Here is a 20,345-nt window from a genome sequence, read left to right as displayed (position 1 = left end):
CAAACTCTTTGGTTTGTCTTAAACTTCAAGAATATTCTTTCAAATCTAACACCTTAAAACCAATATCCTTGCGATAAAACATGCCTTCAAAATGCACCTTTTGAGCGATTTCATAAGCATGGTTTCTGGCTTCTAATAAGGATTTTCCTCTGCCAATGGCAAAGATCACCCTCCCCCCACTGCTTTCAAACACGCCATTATCCTGCTCCACCTCCCCTAAAATCAAATGGCCCTTTTTTTCATCAACCGGATCAATATAAAGGGTTTGTTTGGGCGAAGAGCTAGTGGGGTAATTCCTAGAAACAAGCGCCACACTCATCACAAATTCTTTAGAAAACACCAATTCAAGAGAATTTAATTCCCCTTTGGCTGTGGCCAAACACAAATCTAAAAGCGAGCTTTCTAAAAGGGGTAAAATCGTCTGGCATTCAATATCTTTAAAACGCACGCTAAAATCCAATAAATACGGCTCTAAAACGCCCTTTTCTTCTATGATTACAATTTCAGCGAGTAAAACCCCTTTAAAAGGCGTGTTATCAGCCTGAAGTTTCTCTAAAGTGGGTTTAAAGATATGATTTTTTATTTTCTCTTCCAATTCATTAGAGAAAAAGTTTGCAGGAGCGATGGCCCCCATACCCCCCGTATTGACCCCATTATCCCCCTCTAATAAGCGTTTGTAGTTTTGGCAAAAGGGCAACAAGATAAAATCATCATTGGCTATGAGCGCTGTAACTGAAAGCTCAAACCCCTCTAAAAAAGGCTCTATGATCACAGGCTCATTGCTTTGTTTGAAAGCGTCTTCAAGGATTTTTATCGCTTCTTCTTCTTGATGGACAATGCTTGTGTTTTTATTCAACGCTTTAATCACTAAGGGGAAGGAAGCGTTTTGAATGTAATTGAGAGCTTCTTTTAAATCGTTTGTTTCAAAGTAAGACGCGCTTTTGATACCGCACTCTTTAACAAAAGCTTTCATATAGCTTTTAGAAGCCTCTAACTTAGCCGCTTCTTTAGAAGCCCCAAACACTAAAATCCCCGCTTTTTCTAGCATTTCTGTAAGCCCCAAAATCAAAAGCTCTTCTTCTGAAATGATGGCTAAATGGATCTGTTTTTTCAGGGCTAATTCCACGATATGCTCGTAATGTTCGCATTCCAGATTTTCGCCTAAATCTTGAGTGCCACCATTACCCAAACAAAAATACAAAGCATTCACTCGCTCATCTTGCTGAAGCCTTTGAGCCAAAGCATACTCTCGCCCCTTATTCCCCACAATTAAAACATTATAGCTATTGTTATCTTTCATGTCTTTCCTGCAATGTGGTTGTTTTTAAACCCAGATGACCGCTACTTTTACATGCGCATAAGTTCAACAAACCTACACTAATAAGGCTAGGAGGATTTTCTTAGGGGCAGATTTAAAAAATGCCATCACACAAAAACCACTACCTTAGCCTAACTTATTTTTTCAACGAACTTGCCATCAAATAAGAAACACGAATCATCTAGGCGATGCTTACAATTATACTTAAATTTTAAAGAAATTCCATGTAAAACTATACAGCATAAAAAACACAATCAAAAAATAGAAAACGAGAGAAATTATAGTCGTAGGTATGGGCGGTAAGGTTTCAATTGCGTTCGAATTTCTAATTTTTTGCTCTCAATCTTTTAGAAAAAATTCAAATTCTAAGGATCTATCTTTTCGTTAGGTTATTAGAGCGATTTGGTTCATCGCATTCAAATGAAAAATTTTTTCCGTCAAACTTTCTGAGAACAAGACCTGATTGTTTGCATAATTCCAATGCTTTGTTAAGCTTTTGATTTCTTATCTCTTCCAATTGTTTAATATTCGTATCAAGATAGGCTTCATAGGTTTCTTCTGTCATTATAGTTACTCCAAATGTTAAAATCATATAGCCTTTATCTTGATGATAGGCTTTAAGCCTAACAAAGATCACTAAAGCATAAACACCTAAAAGTGCCAATAACCAAAGAGTTATTTTGCTAGCTATGATTAATGCTCTTTTCACTTCAATACCTAAACATAGGATTATCAAAATAATCAAACATTTTAGTATTGTTTTGTGGCCGTGTATTTTGATGATTGGAGTTAAGAATGTTGTTTGTAGGGTTTTCTAAGGGCTTTTTTGTAGCCGGCTCATCGCATTCAAACGAAAAATTGGTGTTATCAAATTTTTTAAGAACACGATTTTGTTGTTTGCAAAATTCTAAAAACTTTTGAAAATTCTCTTGAGATTTTTTTTCTTGCTCTTCTTTTTGCCTACGCTGTTCTTTAAGATTTTTTTCTCTTAAAAGCTCTGTATGCCATCTTGAGATTTCAGTATCTCTTTTAACTTCTGCTTCTTTTAATCCAATATTGCTAAGTTTTTTAAACTTAATACAATTTTCAAGAGATTTGAATAAAGAAAGACATAAAGAATCTTCAATTTCTAATTCATCTAGTTGCTTGCCAATTTTATACTGAAACCAAATATTATCCATGCGTAATTCCTTATAAAAAGTTATTATTCTATCAAAATAGAATAAGACAAAAATTCTAGCTATTTCTAATTTTAATACCCCATTAAACTTAATGAAACCTAAACTCAACGAAACCAAAATCCAACATAAATATTACTAAAAAGATTTTTTCTAAAGATCTCACCACCAACAAAGCGATAACTCGCAATTCAATCTTAGGCTTCATCTGCAACAATACAATCTTTAGCAATCAAGCCATCTGTTATGATTAGACATGACTTTAGATTTTATTTTTAATAGTAAAACTCACTCCCCCTACAACCCCAAACTAAACCCCCTAACCCTAAAGAGCGCTTTTTAAGAAGTTATCATTTAACTAGCGTCAAAATCTTTTATATTATTATAAAAAACGCTTTTAGTATTTCTTAAAATATTATCACTCAATAGGAAATCCTTTACTGATCTATTTCAACCTTTCTTTATACGCCGCTTCCAAACTGCTATACCCTTTTTTCAATTCTCCCACACCCCCAAAAGCCACTACTTTAGCTTCTTTTAAAAAAATCGCGCTGTCTAAATACTTTTCCACATCCACCACCAAATGCGTAGAGACTAACAAGCTTGCGTTTTGGCTAAATTCCTTAGCGATGAGTTCAAAAATCTCTTCTCTTGCGATAGGATCAATCCCGGCCACCGGCTCATCAAAAAGATACAAAGAAGCGTTTCGTGATAGGGTTAAGATCAGCTGTAATTTTTCCCTCATGCCTTTTGAAAGGGCTTTGAACTCTCTTTTTAAAGGCACGCTGAAGCGTTTGAGTAAATCTAGGGCTTTTGATGAATCAAAATCGCTGAAAAAATCCTTATAAAAAGCGATCGCTTTTAAAGGCGTTAATTTAGGATCTAAAAAATCGCCATCGCTTAAAAACGCCACGCTTTTTTTCGTCTCTATGCCGATCTTTTGATTTAAAATTTTCACTTCCCCTTGATAGTTCAAATTCAATCCGGCTAAAATCTTTAACAGAGTGGTTTTACCCGCCCCATTAGGGCCTAAAAGCCCTATAAATTGCTGTTTGGGTAGTTTCAAATTGATATTGTCTAACGCTTTTAAACTCCCATAGGTTTTAGTCAAATTCTCTATTTCTACTAGCATTTTAATTCCCCGAATTTGCGCACTCTTTTGTAAAAATCGCTAATGATATTTTCTAAATCTTTAGGGGTGAAATCAGGCCATAAAATCGGCGTGAAAAACAATTCCGCATAGCTGGACTGCCACAATAAAAAATTAGACAAGCGCATTTCCCCCCCTGTTCGTAACAATAAATCCACTTCCGGCAAATTGCGCGTGTCTAAACGATTAGAAATTTCATTTTCTAAGCTTTCTAAAAGGCTTATATTGCTAGGCGGGCTTTCTAATAAGCTCTTAAAAGCCCTTGAAAGCTCGTTTTTAGATCCGTAATTAAGGGCTAAAACTTGCGTAAAATCCTTAAAATGCCTGGTATCGTTTTCAAGCTGCAAGATCGTATCTCTCAATTCTTTAGAAAAGCCCTCTAAATCCCCTATCGCCCTAAAGCGTATGTTATTATCCAAGTAAGTGGATCGCTCATCTTTAAGGTATTTTTTAAGCATCTTCATTAAAAAATCCACTTCACTTTTAGGGCGTTTCCAATTTTCTGTAGAAAAAGCGTATAAAGTCAAGCATTCTAGCTTATGGTTAGCGCACCAGATCGTGATGTCTTTAAGGGTTTTTACGCCCTTTTTATGCCCATAAGCCCTAGCTTTATTCTTTAATTTAGCCCACCTGCCATTACCATCCATAATAATGGCAAGATGTTTGAGAGTGTTATCCAATGCCTTTGCCCTTTAAAGAAATTCTTTAATTATACACCATTTAAAGCGTGCAAGCATCCACTAAATAAGCGATATGCTGCCAAGAAAATCGGGTTTTTTCACTCAAACCGATCTCGCAAGTGCTAGAAGTGGAAAAGCCCCTTTTAAGGTCATAGGATTGGTAAAACGCTTGAAAGCCGTTTAAAGCGCTCTCGTTCAATTCAGGAGTAAAAAAGCCCTTATTCCCCGCAAAGCCGCAACAACCCGTCTCTTTGTGGATAACAATCTCGCCCAAAGTGCATTTTTTAGCCAAATTAAACAACAACTCTTCTTTATTTTCTAACTTTAAAGCGCACATCGTGTATAACCCTATATCTTCGTTAATGGGGTTGAATTTTAATTTAGGGCTTAGAACTTCTTCAATATAGACGCTCAAATCATAGACTTTCAAATCCTTATAAGCTTTCATTTGCTTGAAAAAATGCGTCGAACATGCGCTATGGTCTAAAACAATGGGGATTTTGCCCTCATCGCTTAATTGTAAAAAAATCGCATGGTTTTTTTCATTGTTTTGTTTGGTTAAGTCGGTGTAATTAATAAAGGCTTTCCCGCAACAAAGCGCATCCAATCCATTAGGATACATTACCGAAACTTTGGCTTTTTGGCATAAAGATTCAAACACTTCTTGAATGCATCTTTTATCCGCCATTTTGGTTGATGGAGCGAACGAGCGGTTGATGCAGGTGCTGAAATAAATGACTTTTTCTTCGCTTTCATGCGTTTTATTTTCTAAAGGATAGGCGTTGTTTTTGGGCATGTAATGAAAGGCTTTAGGGAAGGGTTTGATGAATTTTTTAATCCCTTTAGTCAGGCTCACTAAGTTGTGAGAGCCTATGAGATTTTGAACTAAGCGAGCACTTTTTAAAGAAAAACGAGCCATGCTTGTGGTTGTTTGCATGTGATTTAAGATCTTTGAAGCGATCTTTTCGCCTCTAGGGTTTTTTTGATAATAATTTAGGGCGATCTTTCCGGTATCAATTTCTAAAGGGCATAGCATAGAGCACATATGGCACACTGCGCAAGTGGCGTGCGCTAAATATTCAGACTCTTTTAAAAGTTCATCTAATAAAACCTGATCTTCATTATGCCCATGACTCACCCTTTCTTTTAAGCGCTCTACCTCTCTGTGGATAACGATTCGTTGTCGTGGCGTTAAAGATAAATCTTTGCTAGGGCAAACCCTTTCACAAAACCCGCATTCCATGCACATGTCCAAATATTCTTCAATAGGGTGAATGCTCTTTAAATTTTTAGTGTGGATTTCTTTATCGTTTGTGATGATCACATCAGGGTTTAAAAGGCCATTAGGATCAAACAATTCTTTGATTTGTTTGTGGATTTTATAGGCTTTTTCTCCCCACTCCATTTCCACAAAAGGGGCTACCATCCTGCCTGTGCCATGCTCGGCTTTAATAGAGCCAAAGCTTTTGCTCACCATTAAAAACATGTCAGAAACCAAATTTTCAAACGCCTTTCTTTCAGCTTCATTTTCTAAAATCGGCGTAACGACAAAGTGCAAATTCCCGCTTAACGCATGCCCAAAAATAATGCTGTTATCCTTAAAGCCATGTTTTTTTAAAAGCCCCTCAATCGCTTTTGCCCCCTCTACAAAATTTTCTTGACTGAAGCACACGTCTTCAATAATCACAGAGCTTTGGCTTTTCCTTTTTGACGCTGCGATAGGGAAAATGCCTTTTCTGATCTTCCACCACGATTGATAAACATTAGGATCACTGCTGATTTGAGAATCTAAAACGACCGGTATCGCATTCAAAGCGTTTAAAATCGCTTGCATGTTGTTTTCTAAAATTAAAGGATCATCGCTTTCGCTTTGAATGAGTAAGCATGCGTTAGGCTCTTTGATTTCTAAAATCACGCTAGGCATGCCCTCTAAATTTTTCACGCTTTTTAAGCACGCATAATCCATAAGCTCTGCTGAAGAAATCATTTCAGGTTGTTTGGCTTTTAAGGCGGCTAGAATTTGAGCGGCTTTGGCGCATCGCTCTAAATTTTCATAAAACAATAACGCACAAGTTTTATAAGCGTAGTCTTTCACGCATTCTAATTCCACGCTTGAAATAAAGCCTAAAGTCCCCTCAGAGCCTATGAATAAATGGCTGATAATCTCAATAGGGTCTTCAAAATCAATGAGAGCGTTTAAGCTGTAGCCGGTGGTGTTTTTGATCTCGTATTTTTTCTTGATTAAAGCATGCAATTCTTGGTCTTCTAAAATCTCTTTTCTTAAATTCAAAACCCCTTCAATCAAATCTTTACGCACGTTTTTGAAATTCTCAACGCTCTTTTGATTGGCCGTGTCTAAAAGAGTGCCATCAGCTAAAATGACTCTTAAGGATTTTAGGGTTTTGTAGCTGTTTTGCTCCACCCCGCAACACATCCCGCTAGCGTTATTGGCGACAATCCCCCCTATCATAGCGGTGTTTATCGTAGAGGGGTCTGGGCCTATTTTTTTTATGGTAAGGTTTTAATAAAGCGTTCGCATTACTCCCTATGACTCCGCATGAGAGCTGAATGCTTGTAGCGTTATTTAAAATTTTAGCGTCTTTGAAAAAATGCGTAACCATAACCAGCACCCCATCACAGATCGCTTGCCCTGATAAAGAACTCCCAGCCGCTCTAAAAGTCAATGAAACGCCATGCTTTTTGGCTAAAACACAAAGCTTTTGAACTTCTTCTTCATCCTTCACCCAAGCGACTATTTTAGGGATATAACGATAACATGACGCATCAATGCCATAAGCCAAACGGCGTAAATAATCCTTAAAAATCCTATCGTTTAAAAACCCGCTCGCTTCGGTAAAAAAAGCATGATAATTTTCTTCCACACACACTCCTTGAACATTCCTATTTATCAAATCATTGTAACATAACCTTACTTTAACAATTAAGGATAAACATGCTTGAAGATTATGCAATCAGTTTGGAAGAAGTCAATTTCAATGATTTTATCGTCGTAGATGTGCGCGAATTGGACGAATATGAAGAATTGCATTTGCCTAACGCTACGCTCATTAGCGTCAATGACCAAGAAAAGCTCGCTGATTTTTTATCTAAGCACAAAGATAAAAAAGTGTTGCTCCATTGCAGGGCTGGCCGCAGGGCTTTAGATGCGGCTAAAAGCATGCATGAATTAGGCTATACGCCCTATTATTTAGAGGGCAATGTCTATGATTTTGAAAAATACGGCTTTAGAATGGTCTATGATGACACTTGCGATAAAAAAAACTAGGCATGGGGGAGATTGTATGGGTGCATTCTCAAAGAATCGCCCCTTATAAGACTCTCATTTTAAACGAATTGCGCTACTATCCCTTAGAATTAGATCCAACCCCTTTTAACGCTCTTGTTTTCACTTCTAAAAATGCGGTGTTTTCCTTGCTAGAAACCCTAAACAACAGCCCCAAACTCAAAACGTTACAAAACATTCCTGCTTACGCTTTGAGCGAACCCACCGCAAAAACTCTACAAGATCACCATTTTAAAGTCGCCTTTATAGGGAAAAAAGCCCATGGTAAAGAGTTTGCTCAAGAAATCCTTCCTTTATTGAAAGGAAAAAGCGTTTTGTATCTCAGGGCGAAAGAGATTGCCTCTTCTTTAGACACCATTCTTTTAGAGCATGGCATTGATTTCAAGCAAGCCGTTGTTTATGAAAACAAGCTCAAACATTTGACTTTAAGCGAGCAAAACGCCCTAAAACCCAAAGAAAAGAGCGTTCTTATTTTTACCGCTATAAGCCATGCAAAAGCCTTCTTGCACTATTTTGAATTTTTAGAAAATTACACCGCTATCAGCATTGGCAACACGACCGCTCTTTATTTGCAAGAACAAGGCATTCCAAGCTATATTGCCAAAAAGCCTTCCTTAGAAGCGTGTTTAGAACTGGCTTTGAGTTTGAGAGTTAAGGAATATTAAAAACATCTTATTATAATGCTCTCTATTGATTTTTAAAGGATGATGCATGAATCTTGTCTTTTTATGGGCCGCTTTAGGGGGGGCTATAGGGAGTTCGTTAAGGTATTTTGTGGGCAAAGTGATGCCCAGTAAATTTTTAATGTTTGAAAGTTTCCCTTTAGGGACTTTTAGCGTGAACCTCATAGGGTGTTTTGTCATCGGCTTTATGGGGCATTTGGCCGCTAAAAAAGTTTTTGGTGATGATTTTGGGATTTTCTTTGTAACCGGGGTTTTAGGGGGTTTTACGACCTTTTCTTCTTATGGGTTAGACGCTTTAAAACTCTTGCAAAAATCCCAATACCTTGAAGCCATTTCTTATGTCTTAGGCACTAACCTTTTAGGGCTTATTGGGGTGGCTATCGGTTGGTTTTTGGCTAAAAATTTTGTAGGCATTCATTAAAAAACGCTTTCTAGCGTTTTATTAACGCTTGATTGAAGCAAAGCCTACAATCATAACAGCCACAAAGCCATTTCATCGGCCATGAAAAAATCGCTCGCTATCAAGCGGTTATTTTTAATGAAAGCCTTATTTTCTTCAATCAAAAACTTTACTTTATTTTTATCTAAGAAACTAAGCTCAACCCCCAGCACGCACCTCAAGCCCAAAAACAGCTTTTCTAAGCGCTTGTCTTGTTCGCTGAGCGTCTCAACTTGGCGTTTTAGGGGGTCTTTAATGTAGTTTTCTATGAGTTTTTTTGCAAAAAAACGCTCATTCGCCACGCAGCCTACAGCCCCAGCCCCACACCCTAAATAATCTTTAGCCCCCCAGTAAGCCAAGTTGTGTTTGACTTGATAATTTCTAGCGTAATTAGACACTTCGTATTGCTTGAAAGAAAAGCCCTCTAAAGCCTCTCTCACCACATTGTCAAAATCCACGCATGAGGGTTTTTTGGCGTTTTTTTCTAAATTCGTGTTTTTTTCAATACTCAAAGCATAAGCGCTCAAGTGGTTGATAGGGAGTTCTTTAGCGAGTTTTAATTCTTCTTTTAAAGAGTTTTCATTGTCTAATGGGGTGTTATAAATCAAATCAATGCTGACATTTTCAATCCCGCTTTTTAAAATAGTTTCTATCACGGGAGCGATATTTTTAGAATGTTGGCGCTCTAAAAACAACAATTTATCCTCCCTAAAACTTTGCACCCCTAAACTCAAGCGGTTGATCCCTAAATCTTTTAAGCCTTGACACCAAGCTTTAGAAATCAATTCGGGGTTAGCTTCAGTGGTGATCTCACAATCTGAGCTCAAGCGCGCATTGTGGTGAATGCTTTCAAAAATCCTTTCAAAAGCCTTCACGCTCAAAGTGTTAGGCGTGCCGCCGCCAATAAAAATACTTTCAATTGGTTCATCAGTTTGGCTTAACGCATGCTTTAGATCCAGGCATAACGCTTGAGTGTATTCTTCTTTTAACCCATGCTTGTTTTCATAGGAATTGAAAGCGCAATAACCGCATTTATTTTCACAAAAGGGGATATGAATGTATAAAATCATATTTATTTCTCTCATTTTCACTTCATTTTTAAGCAAAACTTAAACTTGTAATTGTATCATTTTAAGATCATTTTGATAAGTAGAGGAGACAAACGATGAAAAAGGTTATCATGGCTTTAGGCGTTTTAGCGTTCGCAAACGCTTTGATGGCAACAGATGTTAAAGCCCTTGCAAAAGGTTGTGCCGCTTGCCATGGGGTCAAGTTTGAGAAGAAAGCTTTAGGCAAAAGCAAAATCGTCAACATGATGAGTGAAGCGGAAATTGAAAAAGATCTTATGGATTTTAAAAGCGGTGCCAACAAGAATCCTGTCATGAGTGCGCAAGCTAAAAAATTAAGCGATGAAGACATCAAAGCTTTAGCCAAATACATCCCCACTCTCAAATAAACTCTCTCCGTTTTAATAGCGCTATTTGGGTGCTATTAAAACGAGTTTCAAGCCCTTTTTTCTTAATTTTTGATTTTAATGGCGTTCTTAACCCTACTTAAAGCCAGTATACACTATAATACCATCTTAATCAAACAAGAAAGAGCTAAAATAAAGACCTATGCTACATAAAAAATATCGTCCTAATGTTGCGGCCATTATCATGTCGCCAGACTACCCTAACGCATGCGAAGTTTTTATCGCCGAGCGCATAGATATTGAAGGGGCGTGGCAGTTCCCCCAAGGGGGCATTGATGAGGGCGAAACCCCTTTAGAAGCGCTTTATAGGGAATTACTAGAAGAAATTGGCACGAATGAAATAGAGATTTTGGCGCAATACCCCAGATGGATCGCCTATGATTTCCCAAGCAATATGGAGCATAAATTCTATGCGTTTGACGGGCAAAAACAACGCTATTTTTTAGTGCGCCTAAAGCATGCGAACAACATTGATTTGAACAAACACACGCCAGAATTTAGAGCCTATCAATTCATCCATCTTAAGGATTTGCTTAAAAAAATCGTTCCCTTCAAACGCCAAGTGTACCGCCAAGTCATCGCTTATTTCAAAAAAGAGGGGTATTTATAGGGTGTTAATCGTTCAAAAATACGGCGGCACGAGCATGGGCAGCATAGAAAGGATCCACAATGTCGCTCAAAGGGTTTTAGAAAGCGTTGAATTAGGGCATCAAGTCGTGGTGGTGGTTTCAGCGATGAGCGGCGAAACCGACAGGCTTTTAGAATTTGGCAAGAATTTTAGCCATAACCCTAACAAGCGAGAAATGGATAGGATTGTGAGCACGGGGGAATGGATTTCAAGCGCGGCTTTGAGCATGGCGTTAGAAAGGTATGGGCATAGAGCCATTTCCTTGAGCGGGAAAGAAGCGGGCATTTTAACCAGCTCGCATTTTCAAAACGCCGTGATCCAATCCATTGACACCAAACGCATCACAGAGCTTTTAGAAAAAAACTACATCGTGGTGATCGCTGGGTTTCAAGGCGCTGACATTCAAGGCGAAACAACGACTTTAGGGCGTGGGGGGAGCGATTTGAGCGCGGTTGCTTTGGCCGGGGCTTTAAAAGCGCATTTGTGCGAAATCTATACGGATGTGGATGGCGTTTATACCACCGATCCGCGCATTGAAGAAAAGGCTCAAAAAATCGCACAAATCAGCTATGATGAAATGCTTGAACTGGCTTCTATGGGGGCTAAAGTTTTGTTAAACCGCTCGGTGGAATTAGCCAAAAAACTCAGCGTGAAGTTAGTGACTCGCAATTCGTTTAACCATAGTGAAGGCACGCTCATTGTGGCTGAAAAAGACTTTAAAGGAGAACGCATGGAAACCCCTATAGTGAGTGGGATCGCATTGGATAAAAATCAGGCTCGTGTGAGCATGGAGGGCGTGGAAGATCGGCCAGGCATTGCCGCTGAAATCTTTGGCGCTTTAGCGGAGTATCGCATTAATGTGGATATGATCGTCCAAACGATCGGCAGAGACGGCAAAACCGATTTGGATTTTACGATCGTTAAAACCCAAATAGAAGAAACCAAGCAAGCCTTAAAGCCTTTTTTAGCGCAAATGGATTCCATTGATTATGATGAAAATATCGCTAAAGTTTCCATAGTGGGCGTGGGCATGAAGTCGCATTCTGGGGTAGCGAGTATCGCTTTTAAAGCCCTAGCCAAAGACAATATCAATATCATGATGATTTCTACAAGCGAGATTAAAATTTCGGTTTTGATTGACATTAAATACGCTGAATTAGCTGTTAGAACTTTGCATGCGGTGTATCAATTAGATCAATGAAAAATTTCTACGACTGGATCAAGGAATTTGTGCGCGATCAAGGGGAGTTTATCGCCCAACAAAGCGGGTGGCTGGAATTAGAGCGATCAAGCTATGCCAAACTCATCGCGCAAACCATCTCGCATGTGCTTAATGGCGGATCGCTGTTGGTGAGCACTGATTCTTCTAGGCTCTGGTTTTTAAACTACATCCTTTCTAACCTAAACCCTAAAGATTTAAAAGAGCGCCCCTTATTGTCAGTCATTGATTTTAACGCTTCTTCTTTCTACCCTAAAAACGATGCGAATCTCTCTCTAGCCGCCATAGAGATGACTTATCAAAACCCCATGTTTTGGCATGTTGGGAGGGTTGAAAATGAAGGTTTGAAAACGATACTACTGGGTAAAATCCCTAGTTTTTTATGGCTTTTTGAAGAGCTTAAAGAAGATTGCTTGCTTTTAAAAGAGCATGACAGCTTGCTAGATTATAAATTATTGCAGCTCTTCAAACTCTTTGAAAACGCGCTTTTTAGCGTGCTATACAATAAGATTACTTTGTGAAAAACTCCAACCGCCTTATTTATACGGACAATCTTGAAGAGAGCCTAGAAGAGACTGCAAGCCTTTTTGAACACCACATTAAATTCTACACCGAGATCATTGAAAAAGATAAAAAAGTGATCAAAACTTTTAATAAGGATTTTAAAATAGAGCATGCCAAAGAAGTCCTATCCAAAGCCAACCTCAAACACAGCGAATTAAACGCTTTTTTAATCGCCGCTCCTAGCTATGGCACAGAAGCCCAAAACGCGCTTTTAAAAATCTTAGAAGAACCCCCGAATAACATTTGTTTTATCATGTTCGCTAAAAGCCCAAACCATGTGTTAGCCACCATTAAATCCCGCCTAATCAAAGAAGACAAACGCCAAAAAATCCCCCTAAAACCTTTAGATTTGGATTTATCAAGGCTGGATTTGAAAGATATTTACGCGTTTTTAAAAAATTTAGACAAAGAAAATTTTGATTCCAGAGAAAATCAGAGGGAAAAAATTGAAAGCCTGTTAGAGAGCGTTAACAGGCATAAGATCCCCTTAAACGAGCAAGAATTGCAAGCCTTTGATTTAGCGATTAAGGCTAACAGCTCTTATTACAAGCTCAGCTACAATCTTTTACCCCTACTTTTAAGCCTTTTATCTAAAAAGAAAACGCCATGATTGTAAAACGCCTTAACCCTGATGCGCTCAAAAACGCTCTGCAAAAAATAGGCCCAGAAAAGATCGCACAAAACCATATGCATCAAAAAGGCGTTAGCTTTGTTTTTGAGATCCAACATCTGCCCTTAAGCGCAACGCTCATTTTAAAGCAAGAGGCCATAAGCGTTGGGGGCGATTTCGCCACGCCAAGAGATTGTATTTTAGCTAAAGAGCCTTTTTATGATGGGGTGCTAATTGTGAGCGCTAGCCAATTAGAACGCCTTATTGTCAAGTGCCATTCCCAACCCTTTGGGCTTAAACATTTAGCGCAAGAATTAAAAAGTCACCTCAAAGCTAAAAAACTTAACGCTCCGCAGATCATGGCGGTTTTAAACCTGACTCCGGATAGCTTCTATGAAAAGAGCCGGTTTGATAGTAAAAAAGCGCTTGAAGAAATCTATCAATTGCTAGAAAAAGGTATCACGCTCATTGATATAGGTGCGGCCAGTTCAAGGCCACAGAGTGAAATCATTGATCCAAAAATAGAGCAAGATCGCTTAAAAGAAATTTTATTAGAGATCAAATCCCAAAAACTCTACCAATGCGCTAAATTCAGCATAGACACCTACCATGCCACAACCGCCCAAATGGCTTTGGAGCATTATTTTTCCGTCCTTAATGATGTGAGCGGTTTTAATAGCGCTGCAATGCTAGAAGTCGCAAAAGATTACAAGCCCACTTGCATTTTAATGCATACTCAAAAAACCCCCAAAGACATGCAAGAAAATGTTTTTTACCATAATTTATTTGATGAAATGGATCGCTTCTTTAAGGAAAAACTAGAGGTTTTAGAAAAATACGCGCTTCAAGATATTATTTTAGATATTGGGTTTGGATTCGCTAAATTAAAAGAGCATAATTTAGCCTTAATCAAGCATTTAAGCCATTTTCTCAAATTCAAAAAACCTTTATTGGTGGGAGCGAGTCGTAAAAACACGATCGGGCTTATCACCGGGCGTGAAGTTCAAGACCGGCTCGCCGGCACTTTGAGTTTGCATTTAATGGCGTTGCAAAATGGAGCGAGTGTTTTAAGAGCGCATGACATTGATGAGCATATCGATCTCATCAAGGTGTTTAAGAGTTTGGAAGAAACGGATTAAAAAAAGCACCTCAACCCTAACCCCATTTAAAGGGTAACATCCATAGAAGAAGGGTTGTTGTAAGCGTTTTGGTAGCGTTGCAAAAAAGCGTTATGGTTGGTAGCGTTAAAGGTTTGTAGGGCTTTTTTGTGCAAGCCATTTATCGGTTGTTTGGGGGCGTTTTCCACTTCTTTAGAGAATTTCCCGTTATAAAAATCCGTCAAACTATAGAGCGACTGAGCGGCCAAGCGTTTCTGGCTCTCATCCATTCCAGCCGTAGCCCTTAAAAAAGCCTCATACTCTCTATCGCTCATCAATTCTAAAACTAAAAAGCCGTAAGTTTCCCTCTTGTCAGGGTTAAAGGGGAGATTTTCTGTTGGAGCGTCTTTTTTTTCTCGCTCTATTTTTTCTGTGTTTCCAACAGGAGCCAGGTCTTCTTTAGGAGCGCTTTTAGCGTTTAAAAGCCCATAGAGGTTAGAATCAAACTGATTGATAGAAGAAACAGCCATGTGAATTTCCTAAAATTGAATTTTACGCTGATATTAAGCAAAATCCATTCCCTAATGAGACTCATAAAATTTAAAAAGCTTAAAAGAGTTTTCTAATAGTGGCGTTCAAACCCTTTAAAAAGGGTCTAGGAGTTTATTTTCAAAAAGGATTCGTGTTTTTATGTTTTCATATTTCTATAAGGAGCTTGAAATGCTGAAGCTTCTAGAATCATTCTAGACAAAACAAAAGGTAAAACTCCTAGAGCATTGTTATAGCATGATTTTACCAATCAATGCAACTTTTATATTTTTAAAGCTTAAAAACTTTAAGTCTTAATTAGAGATTTTAGGTTAAACTACCCTAAAAATCTTTAATCTAATGGGTAAAAGGCATGCGTAACACCATTTTATTTGGCGTTTCAATGATACTTTTGGCGAATTTATGCTTTGGGATCATGAGCGCGTTTGTTAAAATCACAGCGGATTATTTTTCCCCTATGGAAAATGTGTTTTACCGCTCCATTACCATGACGCTTTTGCTCTTGCTTATTTATCCTTTCAAACCCTACCGCTTGAAAAGTTACAAACAAGGCGGTTTTAAAAAGCTCGCTTTTAGGGTCGTTGTGGGGGGCTTGGCCATGCTAGCGTTTTTTTATAATATTGAAAAAATTTCGCTCGCTACAGCGACGGCCTTTTCGCAATGCGCGCCGATTTATACGGTGCTTCTTTCCCCTTTGCTTTTGAAAGAAAAACTCAAAAGAAGCGCGTTAATTTCTGCATGCATCGGGCTAGTGGGGGTGGTGTTGATCTCCGATCCTAGCGTGGAAAATGTGGGGCCGGTTGAAATCCTTATGGGCATATTGAGCGGGATCTTTGTGTCTTTAGCGTATATCACTTTAAGGGATTTGAGGGAATATTACGACAAGCAAGCCGTGATTTTAGCGTTCGCCTTTGGCATGAGCCTTCTTGGATTAATAGGCATGTTCATTGATATTCCTTTTTTATCCACAGGCATTCATATCCCTAGAAAAGAGGATATTTTATGGATTTCTTTAATAGGGATTAGCGGGACTTTAGGGCAGTATTTCTTAACTTATGCTTACATGAACGCGCCCGCTGGGATCATTGCCCCCATTGAATACACCCGCATTGTTTGGGGGCTATTGTTTGGGCTGTATTTAGGCGATACATTTTTGGATCTTAAAAGCTCTTTGGGGGTGGCTTTGATTTTATGTTCAGGCTTACTCATTGCCTTGCCCGCTCTTTTAAAAGAATTAAAAAAAATTTAAGCGATGCAACTAAGCCCCTTACAAAGCGCTCTGTTATACTTTAGCTACTTTATTTATCCAGAGAAAAAAACAAGAAGCTTTGATTTAAGCGATTTAGTCTTTACCATCATGGTTTTTTTAGTCCTAGCTTTGGGGCTGTTGATGAGTAAAGAAATTTCTATCAGCTACAATGAAGCGAAAGACTTTTTTTATAGCAATGCATGGTTTGTCAAAATCGCTCAAAAAAGCGCTGAAATTTTAGGCCAAAACGATTTGGCTTTGAGGTTGCCTTTTTTGATCGCTCATCTCATCAACATGTTTTTATTCTACCTCATAGGGCGAAAGATTCTAAAAAAGCCTAAAGACGCCCTTTATGTGGTATTGACTTACGCTTTATTGCCTGGAGTGAATCTCTTTGCGATTTTACTGGCTAAAAGCGTGCTGGTGTTAAGCCTTGGGCTTTTGATTAGCTATTTATATATCAAAACCCAAAAAATCCCTTATTTAACCCTTAGTGCTTGCGCGTTTTTAGACGGCGCGTTTATCCCGCTTTTACTAGGGGTTTTTACCTACGCTTTAAGGAAACGCTATTTTAAGAGCGCGATCTTTATTTTGGTGGGTTTAGGCGTGAATATTGCTCTTTTTAGCGGGAGTTTCAATAAGGGCTTGCCTAGTGGGTATTTTATAGACACATGCTTAGAACTCATGCTTTTATATTCGCCCCTATTCTTCCTCTACTACCCTTATACGCTCTATAAAGCCCTTTTGGATAAAAAGCCATCGTTACTGGCCTTTATGAGCGCGAGCGGTTGGCTTTTCCCTTTGCTTTTGAGCATGCGCCAAGAGATAGATTTAAAAACTTTCGCCCCCTTAGCGTTAATTGGTTTGCCTTTGTTTGTTAAAAGCGTTTTAAATAGCCTTAGGGTGCGTTTAAAGGAATTTAGGGGGCAGTATTATTTGCGCGTTTTTAGTTTGTATCTTTTGATGCTCACTGAAACGCTCTTTTTATGGGGGAGTAAAATTTCTGGCGCTAATGAAAAATTATTAAACCGGCATTTCTTAGCCAAAGAAGTCGCTACAGCCTTGCAATTAAGAGGCATTCATCAAATCCGCACTAACGATAAACAACTCGCCTTAAGGCTCCAATTCTATGGCATTAAAGAAGGGGGGAGGTTAAGACTGATCAACACTAAGATTTCTAAAAAACGCCCGGATATTACAATCATCTACGCTGATAAAATTCTACAATCCTATAGTTTGGTGCGCCATTAAATTAATTCTTTAAAAAGCGTTTTATCTAAAAAACGATAAAATACACTCTAAAAATAAATAAAATATGCGAGAAAAATCATGAGACTCAAACTAACCCATATAAACCATATAAGCCATAAGATTGCCAATGACTTTATCCATTCAAAACTATTAGAATTAAAAGCCCCTAGAGAATTATTGTGTGAATTGATAGAAGGGATTTTGGAAAAAAGCGTTAAAAAAGAAAACGCCATTGATGAGCAAGCCAGAGAGCTTTTAGAAGAAAACACCGATGAGATAGAATTCATGCGGATGGATGAAAGGCAGCTTTTTTGGATGATTAAAAGACAGATCGCTCAAAAAGAGGGCTTCCATTTGTTTTGGGAAGAAAGGTGCAACGATTTGTCGCACCAGATTTTGAATAAAATCTTAGATGAGGATTTGATCATGTTTAGCGTGTCAGAGAATTTGATAAGGAATTTGATTTACAAATCCATTGACACCTATTCTAAAGCGTATGAAAGCATTGAAAATGAAGTGCATGAAAAAATCAAGCATTACAAACGCAAACTGCCCGTAGGGAGCGATGAATACGAGCTGGTGTTTGAAAGGCTCTATGAAGAAGAATTAAGACGCAAGGGCTTTTTATAATGGTCTCTCTCTATTTAGAAAACGGGCTTTTTTTAAAAGCGCAAAGTTTTGGGGCTAGCGGCACGCAAGCGGGCGAGCTTGTTTTTAACACTTCTATGAGCGGCTATCAAGAAGTCATTAGCGACCCTAGCTATAAGGGGCAATTTGTGGTTTTTAGCATGCCTGAAATTGGGGTTGTGGGCGCTAATTCTAAAGATGATGAATCCTTTTTTTCATGCGCAGGGGTTTTAGCACGCCATTACAATGAATTTTTTTCTAATTCAAGGGCGGATTTTAGCTTGAGCGCTTATTTGAAAGAGCGTGGCGTTTTAGGGATTTGTGGCGTTGATACCAGGAGTTTGATTAAAACCTTACGCCATCATGGGTGCTTGATGATGGTCGCTTCCACGATAGAGCATGACAAAAACAAGCTTGAAGAAATTTTAAAAAATGCCCCTAAAATTTCTCACTCCCCCCTAGTGTCTAGCGTTTCTACGCCAAAAATCACCACGCACCAACGCACGACTTTTGATTTCAAAACCCTAGATTACAAGCCTTTTGATGAAAAAACCTCTCATAAAATTATCGCCGTGCTAGACTTTGGGGCTAAAGACAATATCTTAAACGAGCTTCAAAATGTGGGGTTAAAAGCCCTTATTTACCCGCACCACACTAAAGCTAACGAGCTGATTAAGGCCTATGAAAAAAAAGAAATTAGCGGGATTTTCCTCTCTAACGGGCCTGGCGATCCTTTAAGCTTGCAACAAGAAATCAGAGAAATCAAGCAACTCATTAACGCTAAAATCCCCATGTTTGGCATTTGCTTAGGGCATCAATTGCTCTCTATCGCGCAAGGCTACCCTACTTACAAGCTCAAATTTGGCCATCATGGGAGCAACCACCCCGTTAAAAACCTAAAAACAAACGCCGTTGAAATCACCGCACAAAACCACAACTATTGCGTCCCTGAAGACATTGAAGAAATCGCCATTATCACGCACCGCAATCTTTTTGACAACACCATTGAGGGCGTGCGTTATAAAAACGCTCCCATTATTTCTGTCCAGCACCACCCAGAAAGCAGCCCTGGTCCCAAAGAGAGCCATTATATTTTTAAAGAATTTGTGGAATTGTTAAAGGGTTTTTAGGGGTTTTTAAAACAGCGCCTATAGAGGCTAAAAAGCGCTTTAAAAATAGATTTAAATCTTTTTATCAAAAAATCTCGCATTTACTCTAAATTAGTTCTCTTGCAATAGTATTCTCTCGCAATAATTGTTATTGTTATTGCGACAAAACTTTTAGAAGGAGTTATTATGGGAAGTATCGGCAGTATGGGCAAACCTATTGAAGGGTTTTTAGTGGCAGCCATTCAGTTTCCTGTGCCAATTGTCAATAGCCGTAAGGATATTGATCACAACATTGAAAGCATTATTAGGACCTTGCATGCGACTAAAGCGGGGTATCCGGGAGTGGAACTTATCATTTTCCCTGAGTATAGCACGCAAGGTTTGAATACCGCTAAGTGGCTTAGCGAAGAGTTTTTATTAGATGTCCCGGGTAAAGAGACAGAGCTATACGCTCAAGCGTGTAAAGAGGCGAAAGTTTATGGTGTTTTTTCAATCATGGAACGCAATCCTGATTCTAACAAAAACCCCTACAACACCGCCATTATCATTGATCCGCAAGGTAAAATCATTTTAAAATACCGCAAGCTATTCCCATGGAATCCTATTGAACCATGGTATCCTGGGGATTTAGGAATGCCTGTGTGCGAGGGTCCGGGCGGATCAAAATTAGCCGTGTGCATTTGCCATGACGGCATGATTCCAGAGCTCGCTAGAGAAGCGGCCTATAAAGGGTGCAATGTGTATATCCGCATTTCAGGCTATAGCACTCAAGTCAATGATCAATGGATTTTGACCAACCGCTCCAACGCATGGCACAATTTGATGTATACCGTGAGCGTGAATTTAGCCGGCTATGATAATGTCTTTTACTACTTTGGTGAGGGGCAAATCTGTAACTTTGATGGCACGACTCTTGTTCAAGGACACCGCAACCCTTGGGAGATTGTAACCGGGGAAATCTATCCTAAAATGGCAGACAACGCTCGCTTAAGCTGGGGCTTAGAAAACAACATTTACAACCTAGGCCATAGAGGGTATGTGGCTAAACCGGGCGGAGAACATGACGCAGGCTTAACCTACATCAAAGACTTAGCCGCTGGTAAATACAAATTGCCTTGGGAAGATCACATGAAAATCAAAGATGGCTCTATTTATGGCTATCCTACCACCGGTGGGCGTTTTGGGAAATAATCCCTAACCTTGTATTTTTGCTAGA

21 protein-coding genes and 3 pseudogenes are annotated in these 20,345 nt (G+C 38.9%); 16 read left to right on the top strand and 8 right to left on the bottom strand.

Going from position 1 to position 20,345, the window contains the following annotated elements; genetic code table 11:
• Positions 1 to 25: 25 nt before the first annotated feature.
• The gene (gene purD, locus DQL14_RS02995; RefSeq protein WP_108169778.1) at positions 26 to 1,300 is read right to left on the bottom strand and encodes a phosphoribosylamine--glycine ligase; all 1,275 of its coding nucleotides are present in this window, start codon (positions 1,298 to 1,300) and stop codon (positions 26 to 28) included.
• Positions 1,301 to 1,601: 301 nt separating this feature from the next.
• Between purD and DQL14_RS08610 the strand changes: the two are divergent.
• Positions 1,602 to 1,706 (top strand): annotated as a pseudogene (locus tag DQL14_RS08610) (prohead core protein); the annotation flags it as partial.
• Here DQL14_RS08610 and DQL14_RS08450 read toward each other — a convergent pair.
• The 5 genes and pseudogenes from DQL14_RS08450 to DQL14_RS02960 all read right to left on the bottom strand — a co-directional run bounded on the left by DQL14_RS08450 (position 1,692) and on the right by DQL14_RS02960 (position 7,208).
• Positions 1,692 to 2,027, bottom strand: a complete 336-nt coding sequence (locus DQL14_RS08450) for a hypothetical protein (RefSeq protein ID WP_162296852.1) — start codon at positions 2,025 to 2,027, stop codon at positions 1,692 to 1,694. The pseudogene DQL14_RS08610 and the gene DQL14_RS08450 sit on opposite strands and share 15 nt — an antisense overlap.
• 1 nt (position 2,028) lies before the next feature.
• On the bottom strand, positions 2,029 to 2,499 hold the full coding sequence (locus tag DQL14_RS02975) for a hypothetical protein (protein ID WP_108169777.1): 471 nt from the start codon (positions 2,497 to 2,499) through the stop codon (positions 2,029 to 2,031).
• 442 nt (positions 2,500 to 2,941) lie between these two features.
• Positions 2,942 to 3,628, bottom strand: a complete 687-nt coding sequence (locus DQL14_RS02970; protein ID WP_000959606.1) for an ABC transporter ATP-binding protein — start codon at positions 3,626 to 3,628, stop codon at positions 2,942 to 2,944.
• On the bottom strand, positions 3,622 to 4,326 hold the full coding sequence (locus tag DQL14_RS02965) for a di-trans,poly-cis-decaprenylcistransferase (protein WP_108169776.1): 705 nt from the start codon (positions 4,324 to 4,326) through the stop codon (positions 3,622 to 3,624). Before DQL14_RS02965 ends, DQL14_RS02970 begins: the two co-directional genes overlap by 7 nt.
• A gap of 40 nt (positions 4,327 to 4,366) precedes the next feature.
• A pseudogene (locus DQL14_RS02960) lies at positions 4,367 to 7,208 on the bottom strand (FAD-binding and (Fe-S)-binding domain-containing protein).
• Positions 7,209 to 7,279: 71 nt separating this feature from the next.
• On the opposite strand from DQL14_RS02960, the gene DQL14_RS02955 reads away from it, so the two are divergent.
• The 3 genes from DQL14_RS02955 to crcB are packed head-to-tail and all read left to right on the top strand — an operon-like array spanning position 7,280 to position 8,734.
• Positions 7,280 to 7,612 carry a rhodanese-like domain-containing protein gene (locus DQL14_RS02955; RefSeq protein ID WP_000888810.1) on the top strand — a complete coding sequence of 111 codons (333 nt, stop codon included), beginning with the start codon at positions 7,280 to 7,282 and terminating at the stop codon, positions 7,610 to 7,612.
• A 2-nt stretch (positions 7,613 to 7,614) separates the two neighbouring features.
• Entirely contained in the window at positions 7,615 to 8,295 is a 681-nt protein-coding gene (locus DQL14_RS02950; RefSeq protein WP_108169774.1) for a uroporphyrinogen-III synthase, read from the top strand.
• A 46-nt stretch (positions 8,296 to 8,341) separates the two neighbouring features.
• Positions 8,342 to 8,734: a fluoride efflux transporter CrcB gene (crcB, locus tag DQL14_RS02945; RefSeq protein ID WP_108169773.1), complete on the top strand. Its 393-nt coding sequence runs from the start codon at positions 8,342 to 8,344 to the stop codon at positions 8,732 to 8,734.
• Positions 8,735 to 8,784: 50 nt separating this feature from the next.
• On the opposite strand, the gene hemW is transcribed toward crcB, so the two are convergent.
• Entirely contained in the window at positions 8,785 to 9,822 is a 1,038-nt protein-coding gene (hemW, locus tag DQL14_RS02940) for a radical SAM family heme chaperone HemW (protein ID WP_165695283.1), read from the bottom strand.
• Positions 9,823 to 9,917: 95 nt separating this feature from the next.
• On the opposite strand from hemW, the gene DQL14_RS02935 reads away from it, so the two are divergent.
• From DQL14_RS02935 to folP, 6 genes are all read left to right on the top strand, one after another.
• Positions 9,918 to 10,208 carry a c-type cytochrome gene (locus DQL14_RS02935; protein WP_001847579.1) on the top strand — a complete coding sequence of 97 codons (291 nt, stop codon included), beginning with the start codon at positions 9,918 to 9,920 and terminating at the stop codon, positions 10,206 to 10,208.
• Positions 10,209 to 10,368: 160 nt separating this feature from the next.
• Complete coding sequence (locus DQL14_RS02930; RefSeq protein WP_078284039.1) at positions 10,369 to 10,836, top strand: RNA pyrophosphohydrolase; 468 nt, start codon at positions 10,369 to 10,371, stop codon at positions 10,834 to 10,836.
• A gap of 1 nt (position 10,837) precedes the next feature.
• Positions 10,838 to 12,055 (top strand): aspartate kinase, encoded by a 1,218-nt coding sequence (locus DQL14_RS02925; protein WP_108169772.1) that lies wholly within the window; start codon positions 10,838 to 10,840, stop codon positions 12,053 to 12,055.
• The gene (locus DQL14_RS02920) at positions 12,052 to 12,594 is read left to right on the top strand and encodes a HobA family DNA replication regulator (protein WP_108169771.1); all 543 of its coding nucleotides are present in this window, start codon (positions 12,052 to 12,054) and stop codon (positions 12,592 to 12,594) included. The genes DQL14_RS02925 and DQL14_RS02920 overlap by 4 nt, the downstream gene beginning before the upstream one ends.
• Positions 12,591 to 13,247, top strand: coding sequence for a DNA polymerase III subunit delta' (locus tag DQL14_RS02915; protein WP_108169770.1), 657 nt, complete (start codon positions 12,591 to 12,593; stop codon positions 13,245 to 13,247). Before DQL14_RS02920 ends, DQL14_RS02915 begins: the two co-directional genes overlap by 4 nt.
• The gene (folP, locus tag DQL14_RS02910) at positions 13,244 to 14,386 is read left to right on the top strand and encodes a dihydropteroate synthase (RefSeq protein WP_108169769.1); all 1,143 of its coding nucleotides are present in this window, start codon (positions 13,244 to 13,246) and stop codon (positions 14,384 to 14,386) included. The genes DQL14_RS02915 and folP overlap by 4 nt, the downstream gene beginning before the upstream one ends.
• Before the next feature lie 26 nt (positions 14,387 to 14,412).
• On the opposite strand, the gene DQL14_RS02905 is transcribed toward folP, so the two are convergent.
• Positions 14,413 to 14,874, bottom strand: a complete 462-nt coding sequence (locus tag DQL14_RS02905) for a hypothetical protein (RefSeq protein WP_108169768.1) — start codon at positions 14,872 to 14,874, stop codon at positions 14,413 to 14,415.
• Positions 14,875 to 14,969: 95 nt separating this feature from the next.
• On the opposite strand from DQL14_RS02905, the pseudogene DQL14_RS08825 reads away from it, so the two are divergent.
• The 6 genes and pseudogenes from DQL14_RS08825 (at position 14,970) to DQL14_RS02880 (ending at position 20,320) form a co-directional block, all read left to right on the top strand.
• Positions 14,970 to 15,190: pseudogene (locus DQL14_RS08825) on the top strand (hypothetical protein).
• Between the two features lie 55 nt (positions 15,191 to 15,245).
• Positions 15,246 to 16,142 carry a DMT family transporter gene (locus DQL14_RS02900; RefSeq protein WP_024118326.1) on the top strand — a complete coding sequence of 299 codons (897 nt, stop codon included), beginning with the start codon at positions 15,246 to 15,248 and terminating at the stop codon, positions 16,140 to 16,142.
• 3 nt (positions 16,143 to 16,145) lie between these two features.
• Positions 16,146 to 17,393: a glycosyltransferase family 39 protein gene (locus tag DQL14_RS02895; protein ID WP_108169767.1), complete on the top strand. Its 1,248-nt coding sequence runs from the start codon at positions 16,146 to 16,148 to the stop codon at positions 17,391 to 17,393.
• 78 nt (positions 17,394 to 17,471) lie between these two features.
• Positions 17,472 to 18,023, top strand: a complete 552-nt coding sequence (locus tag DQL14_RS02890) for a DUF507 family protein (protein ID WP_001237418.1) — start codon at positions 17,472 to 17,474, stop codon at positions 18,021 to 18,023.
• Positions 18,023 to 19,150 (top strand): glutamine-hydrolyzing carbamoyl-phosphate synthase small subunit, encoded by a 1,128-nt coding sequence (gene carA / locus DQL14_RS02885; protein ID WP_108169766.1) that lies wholly within the window; start codon positions 18,023 to 18,025, stop codon positions 19,148 to 19,150. Before DQL14_RS02890 ends, carA begins: the two co-directional genes overlap by 1 nt.
• Before the next feature lie 165 nt (positions 19,151 to 19,315).
• Positions 19,316 to 20,320 carry a formamidase gene (locus DQL14_RS02880; protein ID WP_000534792.1) on the top strand — a complete coding sequence of 335 codons (1,005 nt, stop codon included), beginning with the start codon at positions 19,316 to 19,318 and terminating at the stop codon, positions 20,318 to 20,320.
• Positions 20,321 to 20,345 lie beyond the last annotated feature (25 nt).

Origin of the sequence: Helicobacter pylori NCTC 11637 = CCUG 17874 = ATCC 43504 = JCM 12093, from assembly GCF_900478295.1 — a bacterium.
GTDB classification, from domain to species: Bacteria; Campylobacterota; Campylobacteria; order Campylobacterales; family Helicobacteraceae; genus Helicobacter; species Helicobacter pylori.
This window is presented reverse-complemented; position numbering and strand designations above follow the sequence as displayed.